This is a genomic window from Paenalcaligenes sp. DL 463, from assembly GCF_057475185.1.
Genome location: NZ_JBYBKX010000001.1, coordinates 691762 through 711557, shown reverse-complemented (window position 1 = coordinate 711557; position 19796 = coordinate 691762). Strand labels below are relative to the sequence as shown.

The window sequence follows — 19796 nt, the reverse complement described above, 5'->3', positions numbered from 1 at the left end:
CTTGAGGAAACTCAAGACAAAGGGGCTAGGCGTTAGCGATAACCAACGTTAATTTATTACCACGGGGAGATCACTGCATGCGCACTATACGTAACACGTTATTTACCGCAATGGCCGCAACAGCGCTGCTCGTCAGTGGCCAGTCGTACGCCTCCACGACACTTAACTTTGTGCCAGAGGTTGGGCAATCAGGTAAAGATGTGGTGTGGGTGCCCACGTCGCAATCGCTGGTCGATGCCATGCTAGACATGGTAGAGCTTAACAAAAAGGATTACCTCGTTGACTTAGGCTCGGGCGATGGTCGTACGGTTATTGCAGCAGCTAAGCGCGGCGCTAAGGCTCACGGCATTGAGTACAACCCCGATATGGTGGTCATTTCTCAACAAGCCGCGAAAGCAGAAGGCTTAGCCGATGAAGCTACTTTTGTTGAGGGCGATATTTTTGAGTCTGACTTTTCCGATGCCACCGTGGTTTCGTTATTCTTGCTTCCTCACCTCAATCTCAAGCTACGCCCCACCTTATTAGAAATGCAACCCGGCACACGTGTCATGTCCAACACCTTTGACATGGACGACTGGAAAGCCGACGAGACGATATACATCGAAGACCCCGACTGTAGTAGCTATTGTCGCGGTTATAAGTGGATTGTGCCCGCCAAAGCCGAAGGCACTTGGAAGCTAGACAGTGGTGCCACCCTAGCCCTAACCCAACACTTTCAGATGCTTGAGGGTAGCCTTGATCTGGACGGACAAACCACGGCACTTAATCAGGCGCAATTACGAGGCAGCGCCATTAACTTTGAAGCCGATGGAATCGAGTACACAGGGCACGTGAAAGATGACATCATGCAAGGAGAAACGTCACGTGGCGACGCATGGAGCGCCTCTAAGTTAGGTGCAGACGAACCCTGAATATATGAAGTAAAGCGGTCTAACCAATAAGGGCAGACCGGTAAACCATTGAATTTTTGGCGCGCCCGACAGGAATCGAACCTGTATCGAGAGCTTCGGAGACTCTTATTCTATCCATTGAACTACGGGCGCGAAGATCGCCATTTTAACTGTTTTAAAATATTTTGCCGAAATGTTTTTGAACAACAAGGCAGACAGAAATAACGATGCGTCTTACAAGTCGTGTACAGTCCGCTATAATTATGCGTTGAAACTTGTATTTAGTTACCTCAATCAGAAGGTAAGCGGTTAATAATACACAACAATACCTATTTTTGGCTTAGCCCTCTAGCCGGGTTACCAGCCTTTCTCAGTACGAATTTGCAGGATCCGACTATGAGCAATACGGAAAACCAAGTAGATCAAAATAGCGACGGTCAACAAGGTGCTATTAAATCGCCACAACAATTGTTGCTGGCTGTCATTCTCGCCTTTATTGTGCCCATCGCTATTATTGTGATGCTCGTGAACTTAGTGTCGACAAGCATGAAAACCGGCGCTGGTTCCGATGCGTTAACCGACGAAGCGATTGCCACACGTCTTCAGCCTGTTGCCAGTTTTGCTTTAGCGACGGATACCGGCGACGGAAACCAAACGCTTAAAACCGGTATAGAGGTCTACGAGCAAACCTGTGCAACCTGTCACGCCGCAGGCGTAGCCGGCGCTCCTAAGCTTGGCGATAGCGCGGCTTGGGGCCCTCTCATTCAAACCGGCTTTGACGCTATGCTTAAAATCGCGCTCGAAGGTAAGGGTGCTATGCCAGCTAAAGGCGGCAATGCCTCGTTAAGCGATATTGAAGTGGCCCGCGCCGTTGCCTATATGGCTAACGAAGGCGGTGGCTCATTCGACGAACCAGCCGCCCCAGAAGGTGCTGAAGACGGCGAAGCCGCTGCTCCTGCAGAGGCGGCGGCCCCCGCAGCTCCTGCAGAAGAGCCGGCGACTGAAGCCGACACAACTGAGGCAGCTCCAGCCCAAGAAGAAGCCGAGGCCCCAGTCGAAACAGCCGCTACCATCGACCCAGCCGGTAAGCAGCTTTACGAAACCGTTTGCTTTACTTGCCACACAACAGGCATCGCTGGTGCTCCTAAAACGGGTGACAAAGCCGCTTGGGCCCCTTTTGTTGAAACAGGTATGGACACCATGCTTCAAAAAGCCATTCACGGCTCGGGCGCCATGCCTCCTCGTGGTGGATCACAGGCATCCGACGATGAACTGCGTGCTGCCATTGAATACATGATCCAAGACGCTCAATAATGACCGTGTGCTTATAACGTAGAAACCTTTTCTACTCACAGTCACTCTGTAGCTTCTAAAAAGCTCCTGACACATCACCTCTGATGTGTCAGGAGCTTTTTTATTTAGAAGGAGGTATCGACCGCCCACACGCCCACAGTTTTATTCGTCTACATAGAAGGATTAACAAGACTAGGCAAAACGACGTTTCTGCTTTACGTTAGCCACGAGGAGCTTAACGTTATTGTTTAAAGGAACTGCACCATACGGCGTAGCCAACTAGCCGTTAGATAACGCCTCTTTTATCTGGAGTTAAAGACGATGACTTCACCATTAACGCAGACGCTTAAAGCCCAATTACGCCTTCCTGCTTTTGCGGCGCCGATGTTTATTGTTTCCACGCCAGAACTCGTTATTGCTCAATGCAAACATGGCATTATCGGTTCGATGCCAGCCCTCAATGCTAGGCCTCAACGCAAGCTCAGCGACTGGTTAACACAAATCAATCAGCACTTAGCCGCCCATGGTAAAGCACACCCTGAAGCGCCGCCCGCACCCTATGCCATCAATCATATTATTCACCAGTCAAACGACAGGCTGGCCGACGACATGGCCGTTTGTGCGGAACATAAGGTTCCTCTGATTATCACCAGCCTTAGAGCCCCCGACACAATTGTGCCCCAAGTTCATAACTGGGGCGGCAAGGTTTTCCATGATGTGACCACCTTACGTCACGCTCAACGTGCCATTCAAGCAGGGGTCGATGGCCTGATTGTGGTTGCTGCTGGTGCAGGAGGGCATGCGGGCGTGTTAAGCCCCTTCCCACTTCTCGCCGAAGTACGAGCCATTTTCGATGGGCCTATTGTTTTAGCGGGGGCCATTAGCCGAGGAGCGGACATCTTAGCAGCCCAAGCCATGGGCGCCGATTTTGCCTATATTGGCACTCGATTCATCGCGAGCATCGAAGCCAATGCTTCCACCGAGTATAAAAAAGCGCTCGTTAACGCCTCAGCGGCCGATATTGTTTACACCCCCTACTTTACGGGCATCCCCGGTAACTACTTAAGGCAAAGCATTGTTGACGCGGGATTAGACCCCGACCATTTACCCGATGCACAAGAAACCGCATTCGGTTCAGCAAGCTCAGACGCTAAAGCGTGGCGAGACATATGGGGAGCAGGACAAGGGGTCAGCAGCATACACAACATACAAACGGCAGAACGTATTTGTGAGGAATTGATCTTGCAGTATCACAACGCCTATCTCGAACTACAAGCCAATTACCTTGCTAACCGCTAAGGGGTCGTCATGATTGAAATCGAACGCCATACTCATTGGGTTGAACTGCAGTTAAACCGCCCCTCATGCATGAACGCCATTAACATCGAGATGTACCGTGACTTAAGCGCACAACTTCGGGCGGCCCATAACGATCCGTCTGTCACGGCGCTTATTATCCACGGGGCGGGCCCCCATTTTTGTGCGGGAAATGACCTTTCAGAGCTTGTGAACGCTACCGCCGATACCCCCATCGCCGCCGCTGATTTTCTAAAAAGCCTGATTACGGCAGACCTACCCATCATTGCAGCGATACAAGGCAATGTGGTCGGTGTAGGCGTCACCCTGCTGCAACATTGTGATTTTGTTTATGCCAAGTCTGATACGCAGTTCTCACTGCCTTTTACCAAACTCGGCGTCTGCCCCGAAGGGGCTTCAAGCCTGTTGTTTGCACAAATTGTTGGTCATAAGAAAGCGGCTCGCTGGCTCTTAGATGCGGAGCCCTTTAACGCAGAACAAGCGCTAGAGGCCGGCCTCATAACAGCTATCAGTGATCCATTTACTACACCCTTAGAACAGGCCCGTCGACGCGCTACGTCGTTGGCACAGAAACCGCAAGGCTCCCTGCGTGACAGTAAGCGTTTAATGGCAACCCACCAGCGAGAAAACCAACTAAAGGCTGTGGACGACGAAATCGAGATTTTCAAACAGCGCTTGCGTAACGCTGACACGCTAGAAGCCATTCAAGCTCTTCTCTCTTCTAAAGAACCTTGAACGGAATCACGAAAGGAATCATCGCCCCCTCCAGACGGACTAGGGTTAACCCTTGACTAAGGTGTAGGGTTAACCCTATAATGGAAGTTCTATCAGTCATTTACCTTATAAGGCATCAAAAATGTCGACTATGACTTCCTATTCGCAGTACATACGTTGGAACAATTCATCCGAGCGCGATGTAGTGCAAATAACCCCAGACAACGGGGCATCAGAAGATACCACTTCTACCTCTGAAACAACGGCTAACGCTACTAAACGTGCTGCACTACGTGTAAAACATGTGTGCGCAAAAGTAGCCAAAGCCTACTGTGAAGCGCGCGTACGCGATCCACGCTTTAGCTCTGCATTGTGGTAGAAAGTACGAATCGAATACGAACGTAATCACTATTGAAAACGTTCACAAAAAAGCCTGCATTGTTGTTGCAGGCTTTTTTTATCATTATCAAGTTTGAGCGCTTTTCGTGTTCAACAAGGCTTTTAATCGTCCTAAGCGCTCTTTAGGACTAAGAGCCTGATCTTCGGGACTTTCCGTCACCGACATCGCCTCTAAGGCCATTTCTTCAATAAAACGAGACTTCTCACGCACAACATATTCACGTGCTCGACGTCGACGTTTACACCAACTTAAGCGTAAGCTGCGCTGAGCGCGGGTGATCCCCACATACATCAGACGACGCTCTTCTTGTATACGCCCTGCCATAATCACGTCTTCATCATCGCCAAAATCTTCATCCTCTCGTCCTAAATGAGGCAAAAGTCCCTCCTCAACGCCGACTAAAAGCACATGGGGATACTCTAAACCCTTGGAGGCATGCAAGGTAGAAAGACGGACGGCATCAGGCTCTTCTTCATCCTCATTTCGTTCGAGCATCGTCACTAAAGCGACGTGTTGCACAAGCTCGCGTAACCCCATCCCATCTTCAGAAGCCTTACGTTTTAACCAACCAATTAACTCTAAAACGTTGGTCCAGCGGATTTGTGCCGGACGCTCATCAAAAACGTCATAAAGATAGCGTTCATAATCAATGGCATTCAGTAATTCATCCAGCAACTCGTCGGCCTGTGCCTGCGGCTGATCTGCTTTATCACGGATGCGGGTGATAAAACCCACAAACGTCTGCAAAGGCTGCAACTGTCGCTCGAGTAGGTCGTCACTTAGTGAAATCTCATGCACCGCCTCTAATAATGAGCACCCACGTTGAGACGCAAACTCGCCCAGTTTTTGTAGTGTGACTTGACCGATACCGCGCTTAGGCGTGGTCGCCGCTCGAATAAAAGCGGGGTCATCTTGATCATTAGCGATCAAGCGTAAGTAAGCCAAAATATCGCGAATTTCAGCTTTGTCGAAAAAGCTTTGCCCACCAGAAATCACATAAGGAATGCGCATATCACGTAAGCTTTGCTCGATAATACGTGCTTGATGATTACTGCGGTACAACACGGCAAAATCTCGCCACATTGCTTTACGGTCAAAGCGCTCGGCAGACAACGTTACCCCCACCCATTCGGCCTCGGCTTGTTCATTATCGGCGGCCTTCACCTGTATGGCTTCTCCGATCCCTAAGTCAGACCACAGCTTCTTGCCAAAAATGACCGGATTATGGGTAATTACATTATTGGCCGCTGCCAAGATACGCTGCACCGATCTATAGTTTTGCTCAAGCTTAATCAGTTTTAGCTGATCAAAATCATCTTGTAAGCGCTCTAAGTTCTCGACCGTTGCACCACGCCACGCGTATATCGCTTGATCATCATCGCCTACCGCCGTAAACATACCTCTAGCGCCGACCAATCCCATCAAAAACCGGTATTGGCATAAGTTTGTATCTTGGTACTCATCCACCAACAAATAATGTACCCGTTTCTGCCAACGCTCTCGAACGTCGTCATGCTTTTCAAGTATCTGGGCAGGAAGGCGAACCAGATCATCGAAATCAACAGCCTGATAGGCCTCTAGCGTTGCACAGTAATTACGATAGACTTTAGCGGCCTCGATTTGACTGGGCGTATTGGCTGTGCGCTCGGCCTCATCAGGATTAAGCAGCGCATTTTTCCATAACGAAATTTCTTGCTGCACACTGCGCAGCCGTGATTTGTCGGTCGTGGCTAATAGCTCTTGGATAATGCCCAAACTGTCATTCGCATCCATGATGGAAAAGGTGTTTTTTAAGCCTACGTGCGTAGACTCTTCGCGCAAGAATCGTAAGCCTAATGAATGAAATGTACTAACCGTAATGCCTCTAGCCAGCTTAGGGTCCACAAGCTGCATGAGGCGCTCGTTCATCTCGCGAGCGGCCTTGTTCGTAAAGGTTAAGGCCACGACATTTCTCGCCTTATAGCCGCAGTCGCGCAGTAAATAGGCTATTTTCTGCGTTATAACACGCGTTTTACCACTGCCTGCGCCAGCTAAGACCAATGCAGGTCCGTCCAAATGCAGCACCGCTTGGCGTTGCATCGCGTTCATATCATGAGGGACACTATTTGTGGCAGGCTGCGTGGATTCAAGCATATAGGTTCTGCATTAGATTTCTAAAGGGTCGACCTCTAACACCCACTTCACTTTATGGCTACGTCCTAAGGCTTGCAACTCAAAGCACCAGGCACGTAAGAAAGCTTGTAATGAGGGTCGATGGTCACTTTCAACCAATAACTGGGCTCGCTCAACATTCGCTACCCGGACAATACGTAAAGGAACTGGGTCATAAAGCCGAAGCTGTTCAACCCCCGGCAGTTTTCTATCAGCCGTGTCCGCTAATTGACGAGCGGCTGTTAAAAATCGTAGGGCCGTAGCCAGCTCTTTTGCTTCAGCCGTTAATAAGGCTTGAAAAGCGTAAGGCGGCAATCCGATGGCCTCCCTCTCGCTTAACGCACTCTGCGCAAACCCCGCATAATCATACTGGAGTAAAGCCTGATAAACATTTTGTTCAGGGTATTCCGTTTGAATAATAACGTTGGCGCCACCGCTATGACGCCCTGCTCTTCCAGCCACCTGCATAAGCTGAGCAAACAAACGCTCAGGGGCTCTAAAATCTTGAGCGAACAACATGGTGTCCGCATTCAAGACAAGCACTAACCCTAAATTCGCAAAGTCGTGCCCTTTAGCTACCATTTGCGTCCCGACCAAGATGTCGACTTCGCCATTATGCACTTGCGCAAATAACGCCTCTGCCGCACCCTTACGTCGCGTACTATCTGCATCAATACGAAGAACGCGAGCCTGAGGAAAGTGCTCGCTAAGCGCTTCTTCGATACGTTGCGTCCCGCGCCCCATGGGCTTTAAATCTTGATCACGACAATCGGGGCAATATTTAGGAGTAGGCGTTTGAAAGCCACAGTGATGGCACTGCAAGCAAGAGCGGCCTGAAGGCAAACGATGCAAAACCGTGTAAGCACTGCACCGTGTGCATTGACTTATCCAACCGCATGAGCTGCAGTTCAGTACCGGTGAATACCCACGACGATTAATGAACACCAAAACTTGCTGCTTTAGCGAAAGACTGGTTTGCAATGCTTTTAACGACTGCGGAGCAAAACCGTCTTTTAACTGCGCCCGACGCGTATCAACAAGCGTTACATCGGGCATGGCAACGGCCCGCGCACGCTGACGTAAATGGCATAAGTGATAACGTCCTGCCTTAGCATGCGCCCAACTTTCTAAGGATGGTGTCGCCGACCCTAATACCACTGGCACATCAAGTTGATACGCACGCCATATGGCGAGGTCGCGGGCAGAGTACCGCAAGCCCTCTTGCTGCTTATACGAGGTGTCATGTTCTTCATCAACAATGATTAAGCCCAAATCGGGTAACGGCGTGAAAATAGAAAGCCGTGTCCCTAGTAATACTTTTGCCGTAGCCGACGTACACGCCAACCACGCTTTTAAACGCTGTCCTTCTGAAAGGCCGCTGTGTAATACCGCAAGCTCGTACTCGCCATCATCGTGTTGTAAGCGCCGCCTTAACGCCAGCTCAAACTGCGGCGTCAGATTAATTTCGGGCACCATAAACAGAACTTGCTTACCCTGTTTAAGCACTTGCAGTGCCGCATTTAAATAAACCTCTGTCTTGCCACTACCGGTAACACCAAACAGCAAAAATGTACTGACTGCCTGCTTCGCCGTGATGAATGCCACGGCCTCTTTTTGCTCGTCGTTAAGCTCTGGAGGCGTATCCCTAGGTACTTTCGCCGGCGCTTGTACTTTACGCTTAGCCAAGCGCTCAACCGGCCCACCAGCAGACTGTTTTCCCGTATAGGCAGACAACTTTCGAAGACTTGCTGGTAACACCGGCAAGATCACCTCTCCGAGCGGACGCTGGTAATAACTGGCAGCGAAACGCGCCATCGTCAAAAAAGCCTCGGATAAAGGTGGAGTATCGCTTAGCACCGCATCAATCGCCTTCACTTTCTCTGCTGAAAACGCAGGGTGTAAGGGAGTGCTAACCACGACACCGATAACCTTACGTCGACCGAAATTGACAATCACTCGGCTACCAATTGCTACCGCTTGATCATGAAAATAATCAAAGACAGCATCCAGCGGCACATCAAGTACCACTCCTAACCAATACCGGCCACCTCCACCTTCGATCTGCGAGTTTGAGTCGACAATGCCAGATACATTCATGAATACGTACGATGCATAGATAAAGAGATTAAAACGCCAATGTCGTAAATGATACGCTTAACCGAGCCTGTGGATAACTTTGGGGAGAATTCGAGGGACAAACAGTGGATAATAACGTTTCATTCACTGTAAATAATAACAGTCTTTGTGTATAAGTCGAATATAACGTTTATATTCAATGCCTTATGACGAACACTTAAATATCGACTTGAGCTTGACAACTCTAAACAAGTTATCCACCAAGGTGTGCACAACCTACACTGAGACATAGAAAAAGGGGCGTTACGCCCCTTTTTCTAACCACTTGTTTACTTATGCATTTGAGCGCTGTACTGATGAACCTCGTCTACCAGCACGCTAACGGCTTCTGGTGGCGTAAACCGAGAGATACCGTGACCGAAGTTAAACACATGTCCTCCGGAGCCCACTACACCGAAGTCGTCGATAACACGACGCACTTCACGTCGGATCGCCTCTTCTCCGCCAAACATCGTCATAGGATCTAAATTACCCTGAAACGCGACAGAGTCGTTGACGCGCTTACGAGCTTGCGTAAGGTTGACTGTCCAATCTACCCCCACTGCATCACTGCCACACTGAGCGATGTCTTCAAGCCATTGACCGCCGCCTTTCGTGAACACAATAACCGGGATACGTTTCCCATCGTGCTCGCGAATCAATCCGTCTACCACCCGTTTGGTGTAACGCAGCGAGAACTCTTGGAACAAACTATCGGATAAGACCCCTCCCCAGCTATCAAAAATCATAGCTACTTGCGCACCGGCTTGAATTTGATGATTTAAATACTGGATCGTCGTATCTGCATTGATTTCCAACATACGATGTACAAGGTCAGGACGACTGTACATCATGCTTTTGATTAATCGGTAATCTTGCGAACCCTGACCTTCAACCATATAACAGCCGATTGTCCATGGGCTACCCGCAAAACCAATGAGCGGTACTTTGCCATCGAGTTCTTTACGGATAAGGGCAACTGCATCAAAAACGTACTGCAGCTTCGCCATATCAGGAATTTCTAATTTTGCTACGTCAGCCTCATCGCGTAATGGATGAGCAAAACGGGGGCCCTCGCCCTCTACAAAATCCAACCCCAAGCCCATGGCATGTGGGATGGTCAAAATATCGGAGAACAAGATGGCCGCATCAAGGTCAAAGCGACGTAATGGCTGCAAGGTTACCTCGCACGCGTATTCTTTATTTTGCGCTAAGCCCATGAACGAACCCGCTTCGGCACGGGTGGCACGATACTCTGGCAAATAGCGCCCTGCTTGGCGCATCAACCAAACCGGCGTGTAAGGCACGGGCTCTCGCAATAAAGAACGAATCAAAACATCATTTTTAAGTTCTGGTAAAGACACGGCAATCCCTATGTGAAAAATGCCTAATGATTTTAACCATCAGTTTGTGTATTGAATACTGCCGCAGATTTAAATGCGTCAGCGTCTATATTGTGCTTTTTCATTAACGCCCAAAAAGCACGTCTGTGTTTTTGCACGGATCGAGCGGCCATGGCGATATTACCTGAACTGCGCGCTAGTGCGGCAGAGATATACGCGCACTCGAATCGTGATACAACAATTTCTTTAACCTGCTTAAACGACTCTTTCGAGGTCGCAAAACGGATAGCAACCGCCGCTGCGAACGCCTCTAACGTTGCACCGCCTTGATACAAAATAGCCGCACATAAGCGGTCTTCTTCCAGATCGATCCCCGCCCCTACCTTCAATGGACTCAACGGACGATACTGCCCACGAATGGGGTCCTCTAGGGCAATGGCTGCCTTACGATCGCGTCTGTGCATCTGGATGCGGATACGGATCTCTTCGATACAAATAGGCGTACGTAAGAAATCCACCACGCCTAAGGACAGCAAATCATCTAAAGCGGCCGCCTTGATATCGGAGGTAAGCAAACAGAAAATCGGCGTGTGAAAGAACGACTGCGCCATCTGTAAGCTTTTGCGTACCCACACTAGATTATCATGGGACACTGGGAGAATGCAGGCATCAAATCGCATCAGATGCATCTCCATCGCACGTAACGTTTCCTCTGTGGAGTCTATAGAGGGCAATGGCAAATGTGCTGTATCTAAGACCTCTAAATTAAGCCTACCAAGCGCATAACTACCCTCGTACCCTTCTGCCCACTCTGACTCGCCATCCAACACCAATAACGCACAATCCATTTTTTCATTTAACACGATTTACGGCTTCCATATAAATATAGGTTTAAAAAACACTGAAGCCGTAATGTAGGTGAGGTGGTGACTTCCCGCAATTCGTACTTATACAACTCGGAAACTACGTATTGACTAAAACAGCAACACCAAGAACGAAGGGAGCAGAAAAAACAAAAGCAGGTACCTCACGGCACCTGCTTTTGCAGAGGTATAACAGTACGCTACGTTAATAATTAATGACGTGGCGACTGCTTAAAGCGACGAGCTGCAGCAGCTTGCGCAGCTAGCATCGCTAGCTCTGCCTCTACTACCGCTATATCGGCTTCCTCTTTCGTGTTTCGCAGTGCTTCCTCTGCACGAGCACGAGCCTCTAAGGCCTTGGATTCATCCAAATCGTCAGCGCGAATGGCTGTATCGGATAAAACCGTAACCTTACCCGGCTGAATCTCGAGAATGCCACCTGCAACGAAGATATGCTCTTCGTTGCCGTCAGCCTTCACGATCTTCAGTGTGCCGGGGCGAATACGTGAGATCAAAGGAGTGTGACCTGGCAAAATACCTAATTCACCCGACTCACCGGGAAGTACCACAAAGGTAGCTTCACCGGTAAACATTGATCTTTCGGCACTGACCACGTCAATATGAAGAGTAGCCATGAGTTTTCCTTACTGAAGAGTCTTCGCTTTTTCGAAAGCCTCGTCGATTCCGCCGACCATGTAGAAGGCCTGCTCGGGTAGCGCATCGCACTCACCCTCAACGATCATCTTAAAGCCGCGTAGGGTCTCTGCCAATGAAACGAACTTACCAGGAGCGCCGGTAAACACTTCCGCCACATGGAAAGGCTGAGACAAGAAACGCTGAATCTTACGTGCACGTGCCACGATTTGCTTATCTTCTGGCGACAATTCGTCCATACCCAAAATAGCAATAATGTCACGCAACTCTTTATAACGCTGTAGTGTTTGTTGAACGCCACGAGCCACTTGGTAATGCTCTTCACCCACAATTTGTGGATCGAGCTGACGACTGGTTGAGTCGAGTGGATCAACGGCTGGGTAAATACCCAACGCGGCAATATCACGAGACAATACAACGGTAGAGTCTAAGTGCAAGAACGTGGTAGCAGGTGATGGGTCAGTTAAGTCATCCGCGGGAACGTAAACGGCCTGAATAGACGTAATAGAACCTGTTTTAGTTGACGTAATACGCTCTTGAAGCTTACCCATCTCTTCCGCCAGTGTAGGCTGATAACCCACGGCTGAAGGCATACGGCCTAGCAACGCTGAAACCTCTGTACCGGCTAGCGTGTAGCGGTAGATGTTATCAACGAAGAACAGAATATCACGACCTTCGTCACGGAACTTCTCAGCCATCGTCAGGCCTGAAAGCGCAACACGAAGACGGTTACCCGGTGGTTCGTTCATCTGACCGAACACCATCGCCACTTTAGACTCGGAGATGTTATCCAATTGAATAACGCCGGCTTCAGCCATCTCGTGGTAGAAGTCATTACCTTCACGTGTACGCTCACCCACACCAGCAAACACCGACAAACCACTGTGCTGTTTAGCGATGTTGTTAATGAGCTCAAGCATGTTAACGGTTTTACCAACCCCGGCACCACCGAATAGACCCACTTTACCGCCTTTAGCAAAGGGGCAAACCAAGTCAATCACTTTAATACCCGTTTCGAGTAGCTCTACCGAAGGGGATAGCTCATCAAATGTAGGAGCATCTTGGTGAATCTCACGACGCTCTTCAGTTGGGATGGGGCCAGCCTCATCAATAGGACGTCCTAAAACGTCCATAATGCGACCTAAAGTAGCTTCACCCACTGGCACTGAAATACCAGCGCCTGTGTTGCTGACTTCCATTCCACGACGTAGACCGTCGCTGGAGCCCATAGCAATGGTGCGAACCACACCGTCACCTAATTGCTGTTGCACTTCAAAAGTAAGGCCTTCTTCAGCGAACTTGGAGCTTGCGTCTGCAAGCAAAAGCGCGTCATAGACCTTAGGAATGCTGTCGCGGGGGAACTGAATATCCACCACGGCGCCGATGCACTGAACGATGGTACCGTTGCTCATGTTTAGTCCTTGCTTAATAACTTATATGGTTAGCTGCCTCACTGTATTACACAGCAGCAGCACCCCCCACGATTTCTGAAATTTCTTTAGTAATAACGGCTTGACGGGTTTTGTTGTAAACCAGTTGCAGCTCGTCAATTACTTTTTTGGCGTTATCTGATGCAGATTTCATTGCAACCATACGCGCCGATTGCTCCGATGCCATGTTTTCGGCTACCGCTTGAAAGACTAGACCTTCAACGTAGCGCAACAACAGTTCATCGATCACTGTTTTCGAATCGGGTTCGTAAATATAATCCCAACCGTATTCGGACTTCAGTACGCCAGCATCCTCAGACGCAGCATCGTCAAGACCGGTTTGGAAAGGATCATTCAGGCCACTTGGCAATGGCAACAAACGAATGAATGTTGGATCTTGCTTCATTGTGTTGACGAAACGACTTGTCGCCAAATAAACCGCATCGATTTTGCCGTCGACAAAATCATCGATTTGAACTTTGATAGCACCAATCAAACGCTCAAGGTTTGGTTCGTCGCCAAGCTGTACTTCCTGAGAAACCAGATTGGTACGAATACGAGCCAAGGTTGAAGCAGCCTTACTGCCCAGCGCAGTTGCCTGCACACGGACACCTTGTTGTTCAAATTCGCGCAGACGAGCCAATACCAATCTTAAAATGTTGGTATTAAGTCCACCACAAAGCCCTTTGTCAGTACTTACTACAACCACACCAACCGCTTTAAGTTCTTCACGCTCAACCATGTAAGGGTGAGTGTAATCGGGGTGTGCCTGCATAAGGTGCGCTGCAATTTCACGCACTTTCGTCGCATAAGGACGGTTAGCACGCATCCGCTCTTGCGCTTTACGCATTTTGGATGCAGCAACCATTTCCATGGCTTTAGTGATCTTGCTCGTGTTTTGCACGCTCTTGATCTTTGTACGAATTTCTTTAATTCCGGCCATCACACTTTCCTGTAAAGGCGTTATCGGGACAGGAAAAACCTGCCCCTCTAATTAGGGCGATACCCAAGCAGAGGCAAGCGCCCATGCCTTAGCTTGCAGACTTAGAAAGCGCCGTGCTTTTTAAAGTCTTCAATGGCGGCTACCAATTCAGCCTCATCTTCTTTGCTGAGGTTTTTGGTATCTTCGATACGGTTAACCAGTTCAGCATTTTTGTTGCGCAGCGCGTCTTTCAACGCTTTTTCAAACGCAAGCACCTGCTCAACGTCTAGGTCGTCAAAGTAGCCATTGTTAATAGCAAACAAGCTGACGGCCATTTCCCAGACGGGCAAGGTAACGTACTGAGGCTGTTTCAACAGCTCAACCACACGACGTCCACGCTCTAGCTGACGACGAGTCGCATCATCAAGATCAGATGCAAACTGCGCAAACGCTGCCAATTCACGGTACTGAGCCAAGTCAGTACGAATACCGCCAGACATTTTCTTGATCACTTTAGTCTGTGCAGAACCACCCACTCGGGATACGGAAATACCCGCGTTAATAGCAGGACGTACACCAGCGTGGAACAAGTCAGTTTCCAAGAAGATCTGACCGTCGGTAATGGAAATTACGTTCGTCGGTACGAAAGCTGAAACGTCACCCGCTTGGGTTTCAATGATAGGCAACGCGGTCAAAGAACCGGTTTTACCTTTCACTGCACCGTTTGTGAATTTCTCGACGTAATCAGCATTAACGCGAGCAGCACGCTCGAGCAAACGCGAGTGCAAGTAAAACACATCACCTGGGTAAGCTTCACGACCTGGAGGACGACGCAGCAATAGCGAAACCTGACGGTAAGCCCACGCTTGTTTGGTTAAGTCATCGTATACGATCAGAGCGTCTTCACCGCGATCACGGAAGTACTCGCCCATTGTGCAACCCGAGTAGGGTGCCAAGTATTGCATCGCAGCAGACTCAGAAGCCGCAGCGGCAACAATAATGGTGTACTCAAGAGCACCGTGCTCTTCGAGCTTACGCACAACGTTACTGATCGTTGATGCTTTCTGGCCAACCGCAACATAAATACATGTTACGTTTTTGCCTTTTTGGTTGATGATCGTGTCAACAGCAACAGCCGTTTTACCTGTTTGACGGTCACCAATAATTAGCTCACGTTGACCACGGCCAATTGGCACCATGGAGTCAATCGCTTTAATACCGGTTTGCAAAGGCTGATCTACCGACTGACGAGCAATAACGCCAGGAGCAACCTTTTCAATAACGTCGGTTTCTTTAGCGTTGATAGGACCTTTACCGTCGATAGGATTACCTAAGGTATCCACTACGCGACCGCGTAGCTCTGGACCTACTGGTACTTCCAAAATGCGACCTGTTGTTTTAACGGGGTCACCTTCAGAAACACCGGTGTATTCACCCAAAATCACCGCACCTACGGAGTCACGCTCTAAGTTAAGCGCTAAACCGTAAACGTTGTTGGGGAACTCGAGCATTTCGCCCTGCATCACATCGGACAAACCGTGAATGCGTGTAATACCGTCGGTCACGGAAACGACCGTGCCCTGCGTGCGAATGTCTGTCGACGAGCTCAGGCCTTCAATACGGCTTTTGAGCAATTCGCTAATCTCAGACGGGTTAAGTTGCATGTTCAGACTCCTGGAATCCTGTATTCTGGCCCGCCATCAGGCTGCCAGTGTGTCGCGCATGCGGGCCAACCGGGCCTGCACGGAAGTGTCAAGCACCTGGTCACCAACCATCACGCGGACGCCACCAATTAGATCAGCGTCAACGGTAACCTCGGGCTTTAGCTTCAAGCCGAATTTCTTTTCAAGGGATGCAACAAGTTCGTTGACCACCGCATCCTCGAGGGGAAAAGCGCTGGTAATACGTGCAAGTGCTGTACCTTCATGTTTGTGCTTCAAAATCTCAAATTGCTCGGCAATTTGCGGCAATAGCAGCAAACGCTCGTTATCAATAAGCAATTCGAGAAAGTTTTGCGCCATTGTGTTGACTGGCGTTTTAATCAGACCCGAGAAAAGCTCAAGACGCTGTTGATTAGTGAGAGCGGGTGTAGTTAATGCTTCGCTAACATCAGAGAGATCGGCCACCTGAGCCATTTCGGACAACAGGGCCGACCACTGCTCTAGAGCGCCTTGTTCGTTGCTTATCGCCGCGAACAGAGCCTCAGCATAAGGTCTGGCAATAGTCGATAGTTCAGCCATGGCCTACCTTCAGATTAAAGTTCTGCCTTAAGCTGCTCGAGCAGCTCGGCGTGTGCATTAGCGTCTACTTCGCGTCGCAAAATTTGCTCAGCGCCTTTAACGGCCAATACGGCCACATCACCACGTAAGCCATCACGTAAACGTTGTACTTCTTGTACAGCGTCTTGCTGAGCTTGCGCGATAATACGTGCCTTTTCTTTCTCGGCTTCGCTACGAGCTTGCTCGATAAGAGCAGCGGCTTGTTTCTCAGCCTCGGCCAAGCGCGAATGGTTATCAGACTTGGCGGATGCTTCCATCAGACTGATTCGTGCCTGAGCCTGCGCTAGATCTGCTTTACCTTTATCGGCAGCAGCTAGCCCATCGGCAATTTTCTGGCGACGATCATCGATTGCTCTCGTCAGTGGGGGCCATACGAATTTCATCGTAAACCACGCCAAGACGAAAAACACGATCATCTGAAAAAAGAGAGTCGCGTTTAAATTCACGGTCGTATCCCTTAAATACCACTTGTGTCGGGCATTTCAGTACCTGACACCATATATTCAAGTCGAGAGCGGTACAAAATCATTACTCGCACCGCTAAATCTCAACTGCCTGTCCGCCTTAGGGTCAGCGGACTCGCGCCGCTATTAGCCAACAAATGGGTTAGCAAATGCGAACAACATCGCGATACCAACGCCGATCAAGAAGGCTGCGTCGATTAGACCTGCCAACAAGAACATTTTGGTTTGCAAAGCGTTCATTAACTCAGGCTGGCGAGCGGAAGCCTCTAGGTATTTACCGCCCATTAGCGCGATACCGATACTGGCACCGAACGCACCCAGACCGACGATAATACCGCAAGCAAGGGCAACGAAAGCAACGTTGGTCATGACAACTCCTTGGTTAAAAAACTTGTATATTCAAAATTACTAAGAAACGGCGTAGCAGAGAATCTGATCTGCCTCCCGAGCTCGGGGATGACCGGGCTCGGAAATCGATTAATGGCCTTCGTGAGCTTGACCTACATAAACTAGAGTCAACATCATGAAGATAAATGCCTGTAGTAACACGATCAGTACGTGGAAAATAGCCCAGACTGAACCTGCTAAAACATGGCCAATACCCAAGCCTATGCTTGCGCCATTAAACCCTGTCCATGCTCCGCCCAATAAGGCGATCAGCATGAAAACCAATTCACCGGCAAACATATTGCCGAACAACCGCATACCGAGCGAAACGGTTTTTGCGCCGTACTCGATGAGGTTCAAAAGTATGTTGAACGGCATTAACAAGATGCCGGCAATACCACCAAACGTGAATGGTGCTGTGAACAATTCTTTGACGAAGCCACCCGGATTCTTAATCTTGATCGCGTAGTAAAGCGTAAGTAGCAACACACCTAACGACATACCCATCGGTACGTTCAAGTCAGCGGTTGGCAAGATACGGTGGTAATAAAGTGGGTCGCCTACCTCGGTAGCGAGACCAAGCTGGATGAATACCCAACCCAATAGATCCACAGGTACCAAGTCAAGCACGTTCATCAAGAGAATCCATAAAAACACCGTTAATGCTAATGGCGCAACAAAACGGCGCGACTCGGCATTATTAATGATGGATTTCGCTTGATCCTCGACCCAGTCAACAAGCATTTCAACAAATGCTTGATAGCGACCTGGAACCCCGGCAGTGGCCGAACGGGCCGCACGGTAGAGAAAGAAGATGGTGATTAAACCCATCAACAGCGACCAAAAGATTGAGTCGTAGTTGATGACGCCAAAATTGGCGAGTGCACTCTGTTTTTCACCCAAATTGTTCAAATGAACAAGGTGATGCTGAATGTACTCAGACTGAGGCGAATTACCACTAGCAGCAGCCATCTGAATTACCCTGTGACGTGTACGTTATGAGCCAAGGCCCGTTGATCGTTTTATGGCAACTTGCCCAAGGCAAGTAGCAATACATATCCCTTTAAAACACCGAGCAGACCAAATAACAAGGCTGGCCAAACTAACCACCCTGTGTCGCTCCAGACAACCAAAGCTAAAATACAAAGCGCCGAGCCCAGTTTAAAAAACTCGCCAATAAAAAACGATGTTGGCGTAGCGTTCTTTCCACCGAATAGGCCAAGTAAAAGCCGCAATGCAAATAGCGTGTTAGGTACAAAATAAACGCCAGCCCCGATTAAGGCTGATAGCGCAGCGTTTGCACCCGCCACACCCCAAGAAACAACGACCACAATAAAAGCCATAGCGGCTTGTGCCAAAATAACTCGCACAATGCCTAACCCTGAGTTACGCGCCAATCTGGCCCGCTGCTCTGGTGTTAATACTAGCCTTTCGTCATCACTACCTGAGGCTTGTTGCCCAGTGACATTTACTTGCTCTTCACTGGTGTTGTTGGCCCGATGCATAAACTTAGTCTTCCTTAAATAATCCGTCGCCATTCATGTCAACACGCGCATATAAGTTACCGATATATTGTGTTAAACCCGAATTGCTAAAACTAAGCCGTTGGTGCCAAACCCGTAGAGTATAGCGTTATTTTTTTGTTGCAAGCAAATGCCAAATGATTTTTATGTAACAGGAAGCGGGAAAAAACCGTGCTTCGCGGGACACAAAAAGACGCAAAGCCGCAGCAGGCTTTGCTGATAGGGTAAACACTGATTTTTTTAACGATGTTTGAAATTTGGTGGTCGTTTATCCACAAAAGCCCTCATCCCTTCCTTTTGGTCTTCCGTTGCGAATAATGCATGGAAATTTCGGCGTTCGAATAACAACCCCTCAGCTAAGGGCAATTCGTACGCTCGATTAATGGCTTCTTTAGCCATGATGAGAGACAAAAGCGATTGTGAAGCGATCTGCTGGGCGACGTCTAACGCTTCGGTTAGCAACTGCTCGGCCGGCACAACACGCGACACCAGTCCGATTTGCTCTGCCTCCGCAGCATTCATCATTTTTGCCGTAAGAATCATGTCCATGGCCTTAGCCTTACCGATAGCACGAGGCAAGCGTTGCGTTCCACCATAGCCGGGCATCACGCCCAGTTTTATTTCTGGCTGCCCAAATTTAGCGGTATCCGCAGCAATAATGATGTCACACTGCATGGCCAATTCGCATCCACCGCCTAAGGCATAGCCCGCCACCGCGGCAATCACAGGCTTGCGAATACGACGAAGTGACTCCCAATCGCCGCCTAGATAGTCCGCTGCATAGACATCGCTGAAACTCCAATCCTTCATGGCACTAATGTCCGCGCCTGCAGCGAAGGCTTTTTCGCTTCCGGTTAGTACAATGCATGCAATATCGTCGTTGCTGTCGAAATCGCGCATGGCTTGCGCTAACTTGGCAATCAACTCATTATTCAAGGCATTTAACGCTTCAGGCCGATTCAAGCGTAAAACACCGACCCGTCCCTGAGTTTCGATCTTAATAAGTGGCTGACTCACGTTACCTCCGCTAAATATTTACTTTATATTAGAA

The 19796-nt window shown here is 49.2% G+C and carries 19 protein-coding genes and 1 tRNA gene; 5 read left to right on the top strand and 15 right to left on the bottom strand.

Translation table 11 applies throughout. The features are described 5' to 3' along the window. Positions 1-77 precede the first annotated feature (77 nt). Entirely contained in the window at positions 78-911 is an 834-nt protein-coding gene (locus AC2UZI_RS03295; RefSeq protein ID WP_486942399.1) for a class I SAM-dependent methyltransferase, read from the top strand. 57 nt (positions 912-968) lie between these two features. Here AC2UZI_RS03295 and AC2UZI_RS03290 read toward each other — a convergent pair. Continuing rightward, positions 969-1043, bottom strand: a tRNA-Arg gene (locus tag AC2UZI_RS03290). A 243-nt stretch (positions 1044-1286) separates the two neighbouring features. Between AC2UZI_RS03290 and AC2UZI_RS03285 the strand changes: the two genes are divergently transcribed. The 4 genes from AC2UZI_RS03285 to AC2UZI_RS03270 all read left to right on the top strand — a co-directional run bounded on the left by AC2UZI_RS03285 (position 1287) and on the right by AC2UZI_RS03270 (position 4593). Then, positions 1287-2204: a c-type cytochrome gene (locus tag AC2UZI_RS03285; RefSeq protein WP_486942398.1), complete on the top strand. Its 918-nt coding sequence runs from the start codon at positions 1287-1289 to the stop codon at positions 2202-2204. A gap of 300 nt (positions 2205-2504) precedes the next feature. Further along, positions 2505-3482, top strand: coding sequence for an NAD(P)H-dependent flavin oxidoreductase (locus tag AC2UZI_RS03280; RefSeq protein WP_486942397.1), 978 nt, complete (start codon positions 2505-2507; stop codon positions 3480-3482). A gap of 9 nt (positions 3483-3491) precedes the next feature. After that, positions 3492-4235, top strand: a complete 744-nt coding sequence (locus tag AC2UZI_RS03275; RefSeq protein ID WP_486942396.1) for an enoyl-CoA hydratase/isomerase family protein — start codon at positions 3492-3494, stop codon at positions 4233-4235. Between the two features lie 121 nt (positions 4236-4356). Next, complete coding sequence (locus AC2UZI_RS03270; protein WP_486942395.1) at positions 4357-4593, top strand: hypothetical protein; 237 nt, start codon at positions 4357-4359, stop codon at positions 4591-4593. 87 nt (positions 4594-4680) lie between these two features. Here AC2UZI_RS03270 and AC2UZI_RS03265 read toward each other — a convergent pair whose 3' ends face one another. The 14 genes from AC2UZI_RS03265 to AC2UZI_RS03200 all read right to left on the bottom strand — a co-directional run bounded on the left by AC2UZI_RS03265 (position 4681) and on the right by AC2UZI_RS03200 (position 19762). Continuing rightward, positions 4681-6747 (bottom strand): UvrD-helicase domain-containing protein, encoded by a 2067-nt coding sequence (locus AC2UZI_RS03265; protein ID WP_486942394.1) that lies wholly within the window; start codon positions 6745-6747, stop codon positions 4681-4683. 12 nt (positions 6748-6759) lie between these two features. Beyond that, positions 6760-8862: a primosomal protein N' gene (locus AC2UZI_RS03260; RefSeq protein ID WP_486942393.1), complete on the bottom strand. Its 2103-nt coding sequence runs from the start codon at positions 8860-8862 to the stop codon at positions 6760-6762. A 308-nt stretch (positions 8863-9170) separates the two neighbouring features. Beyond that, positions 9171-10244: a uroporphyrinogen decarboxylase gene (gene hemE, locus AC2UZI_RS03255; RefSeq protein WP_486942392.1), complete on the bottom strand. Its 1074-nt coding sequence runs from the start codon at positions 10242-10244 to the stop codon at positions 9171-9173. Between the two features lie 32 nt (positions 10245-10276). Next, entirely contained in the window at positions 10277-11086 is an 810-nt protein-coding gene (locus AC2UZI_RS03250) for a hypothetical protein (RefSeq protein ID WP_486942391.1), read from the bottom strand. Between the two features lie 212 nt (positions 11087-11298). Continuing rightward, positions 11299-11721 (bottom strand): F0F1 ATP synthase subunit epsilon, encoded by a 423-nt coding sequence (locus AC2UZI_RS03245; protein WP_486942390.1) that lies wholly within the window; start codon positions 11719-11721, stop codon positions 11299-11301. A 9-nt stretch (positions 11722-11730) separates the two neighbouring features. Further along, entirely contained in the window at positions 11731-13152 is a 1422-nt protein-coding gene (atpD, locus tag AC2UZI_RS03240) for a F0F1 ATP synthase subunit beta (RefSeq protein WP_486942389.1), read from the bottom strand. Between the two features lie 46 nt (positions 13153-13198). Continuing rightward, entirely contained in the window at positions 13199-14113 is a 915-nt protein-coding gene (gene atpG, locus AC2UZI_RS03235; protein ID WP_486942388.1) for a F0F1 ATP synthase subunit gamma, read from the bottom strand. Positions 14114-14214: 101 nt separating this feature from the next. Further along, entirely contained in the window at positions 14215-15756 is a 1542-nt protein-coding gene (atpA, locus tag AC2UZI_RS03230; RefSeq protein WP_486942387.1) for a F0F1 ATP synthase subunit alpha, read from the bottom strand. A gap of 36 nt (positions 15757-15792) precedes the next feature. Further along, positions 15793-16332 carry a F0F1 ATP synthase subunit delta gene (locus AC2UZI_RS03225; protein ID WP_486942386.1) on the bottom strand — a complete coding sequence of 180 codons (540 nt, stop codon included), beginning with the start codon at positions 16330-16332 and terminating at the stop codon, positions 15793-15795. Between the two features lie 14 nt (positions 16333-16346). Beyond that, positions 16347-16817, bottom strand: coding sequence for a F0F1 ATP synthase subunit B (locus AC2UZI_RS03220; protein ID WP_486942385.1), 471 nt, complete (start codon positions 16815-16817; stop codon positions 16347-16349). 144 nt (positions 16818-16961) lie between these two features. After that, positions 16962-17204 carry a F0F1 ATP synthase subunit C gene (gene atpE / locus AC2UZI_RS03215; protein WP_077734422.1) on the bottom strand — a complete coding sequence of 81 codons (243 nt, stop codon included), beginning with the start codon at positions 17202-17204 and terminating at the stop codon, positions 16962-16964. A gap of 108 nt (positions 17205-17312) precedes the next feature. Further along, positions 17313-18194 carry a F0F1 ATP synthase subunit A gene (gene atpB, locus AC2UZI_RS03210; RefSeq protein WP_486942384.1) on the bottom strand — a complete coding sequence of 294 codons (882 nt, stop codon included), beginning with the start codon at positions 18192-18194 and terminating at the stop codon, positions 17313-17315. A gap of 50 nt (positions 18195-18244) precedes the next feature. Further along, complete coding sequence (locus tag AC2UZI_RS03205) at positions 18245-18727, bottom strand: ATP synthase subunit I (protein WP_486942383.1); 483 nt, start codon at positions 18725-18727, stop codon at positions 18245-18247. A gap of 258 nt (positions 18728-18985) precedes the next feature. Continuing rightward, complete coding sequence (locus AC2UZI_RS03200; RefSeq protein ID WP_486942382.1) at positions 18986-19762, bottom strand: enoyl-CoA hydratase; 777 nt, start codon at positions 19760-19762, stop codon at positions 18986-18988. Positions 19763-19796 lie beyond the last annotated feature (34 nt).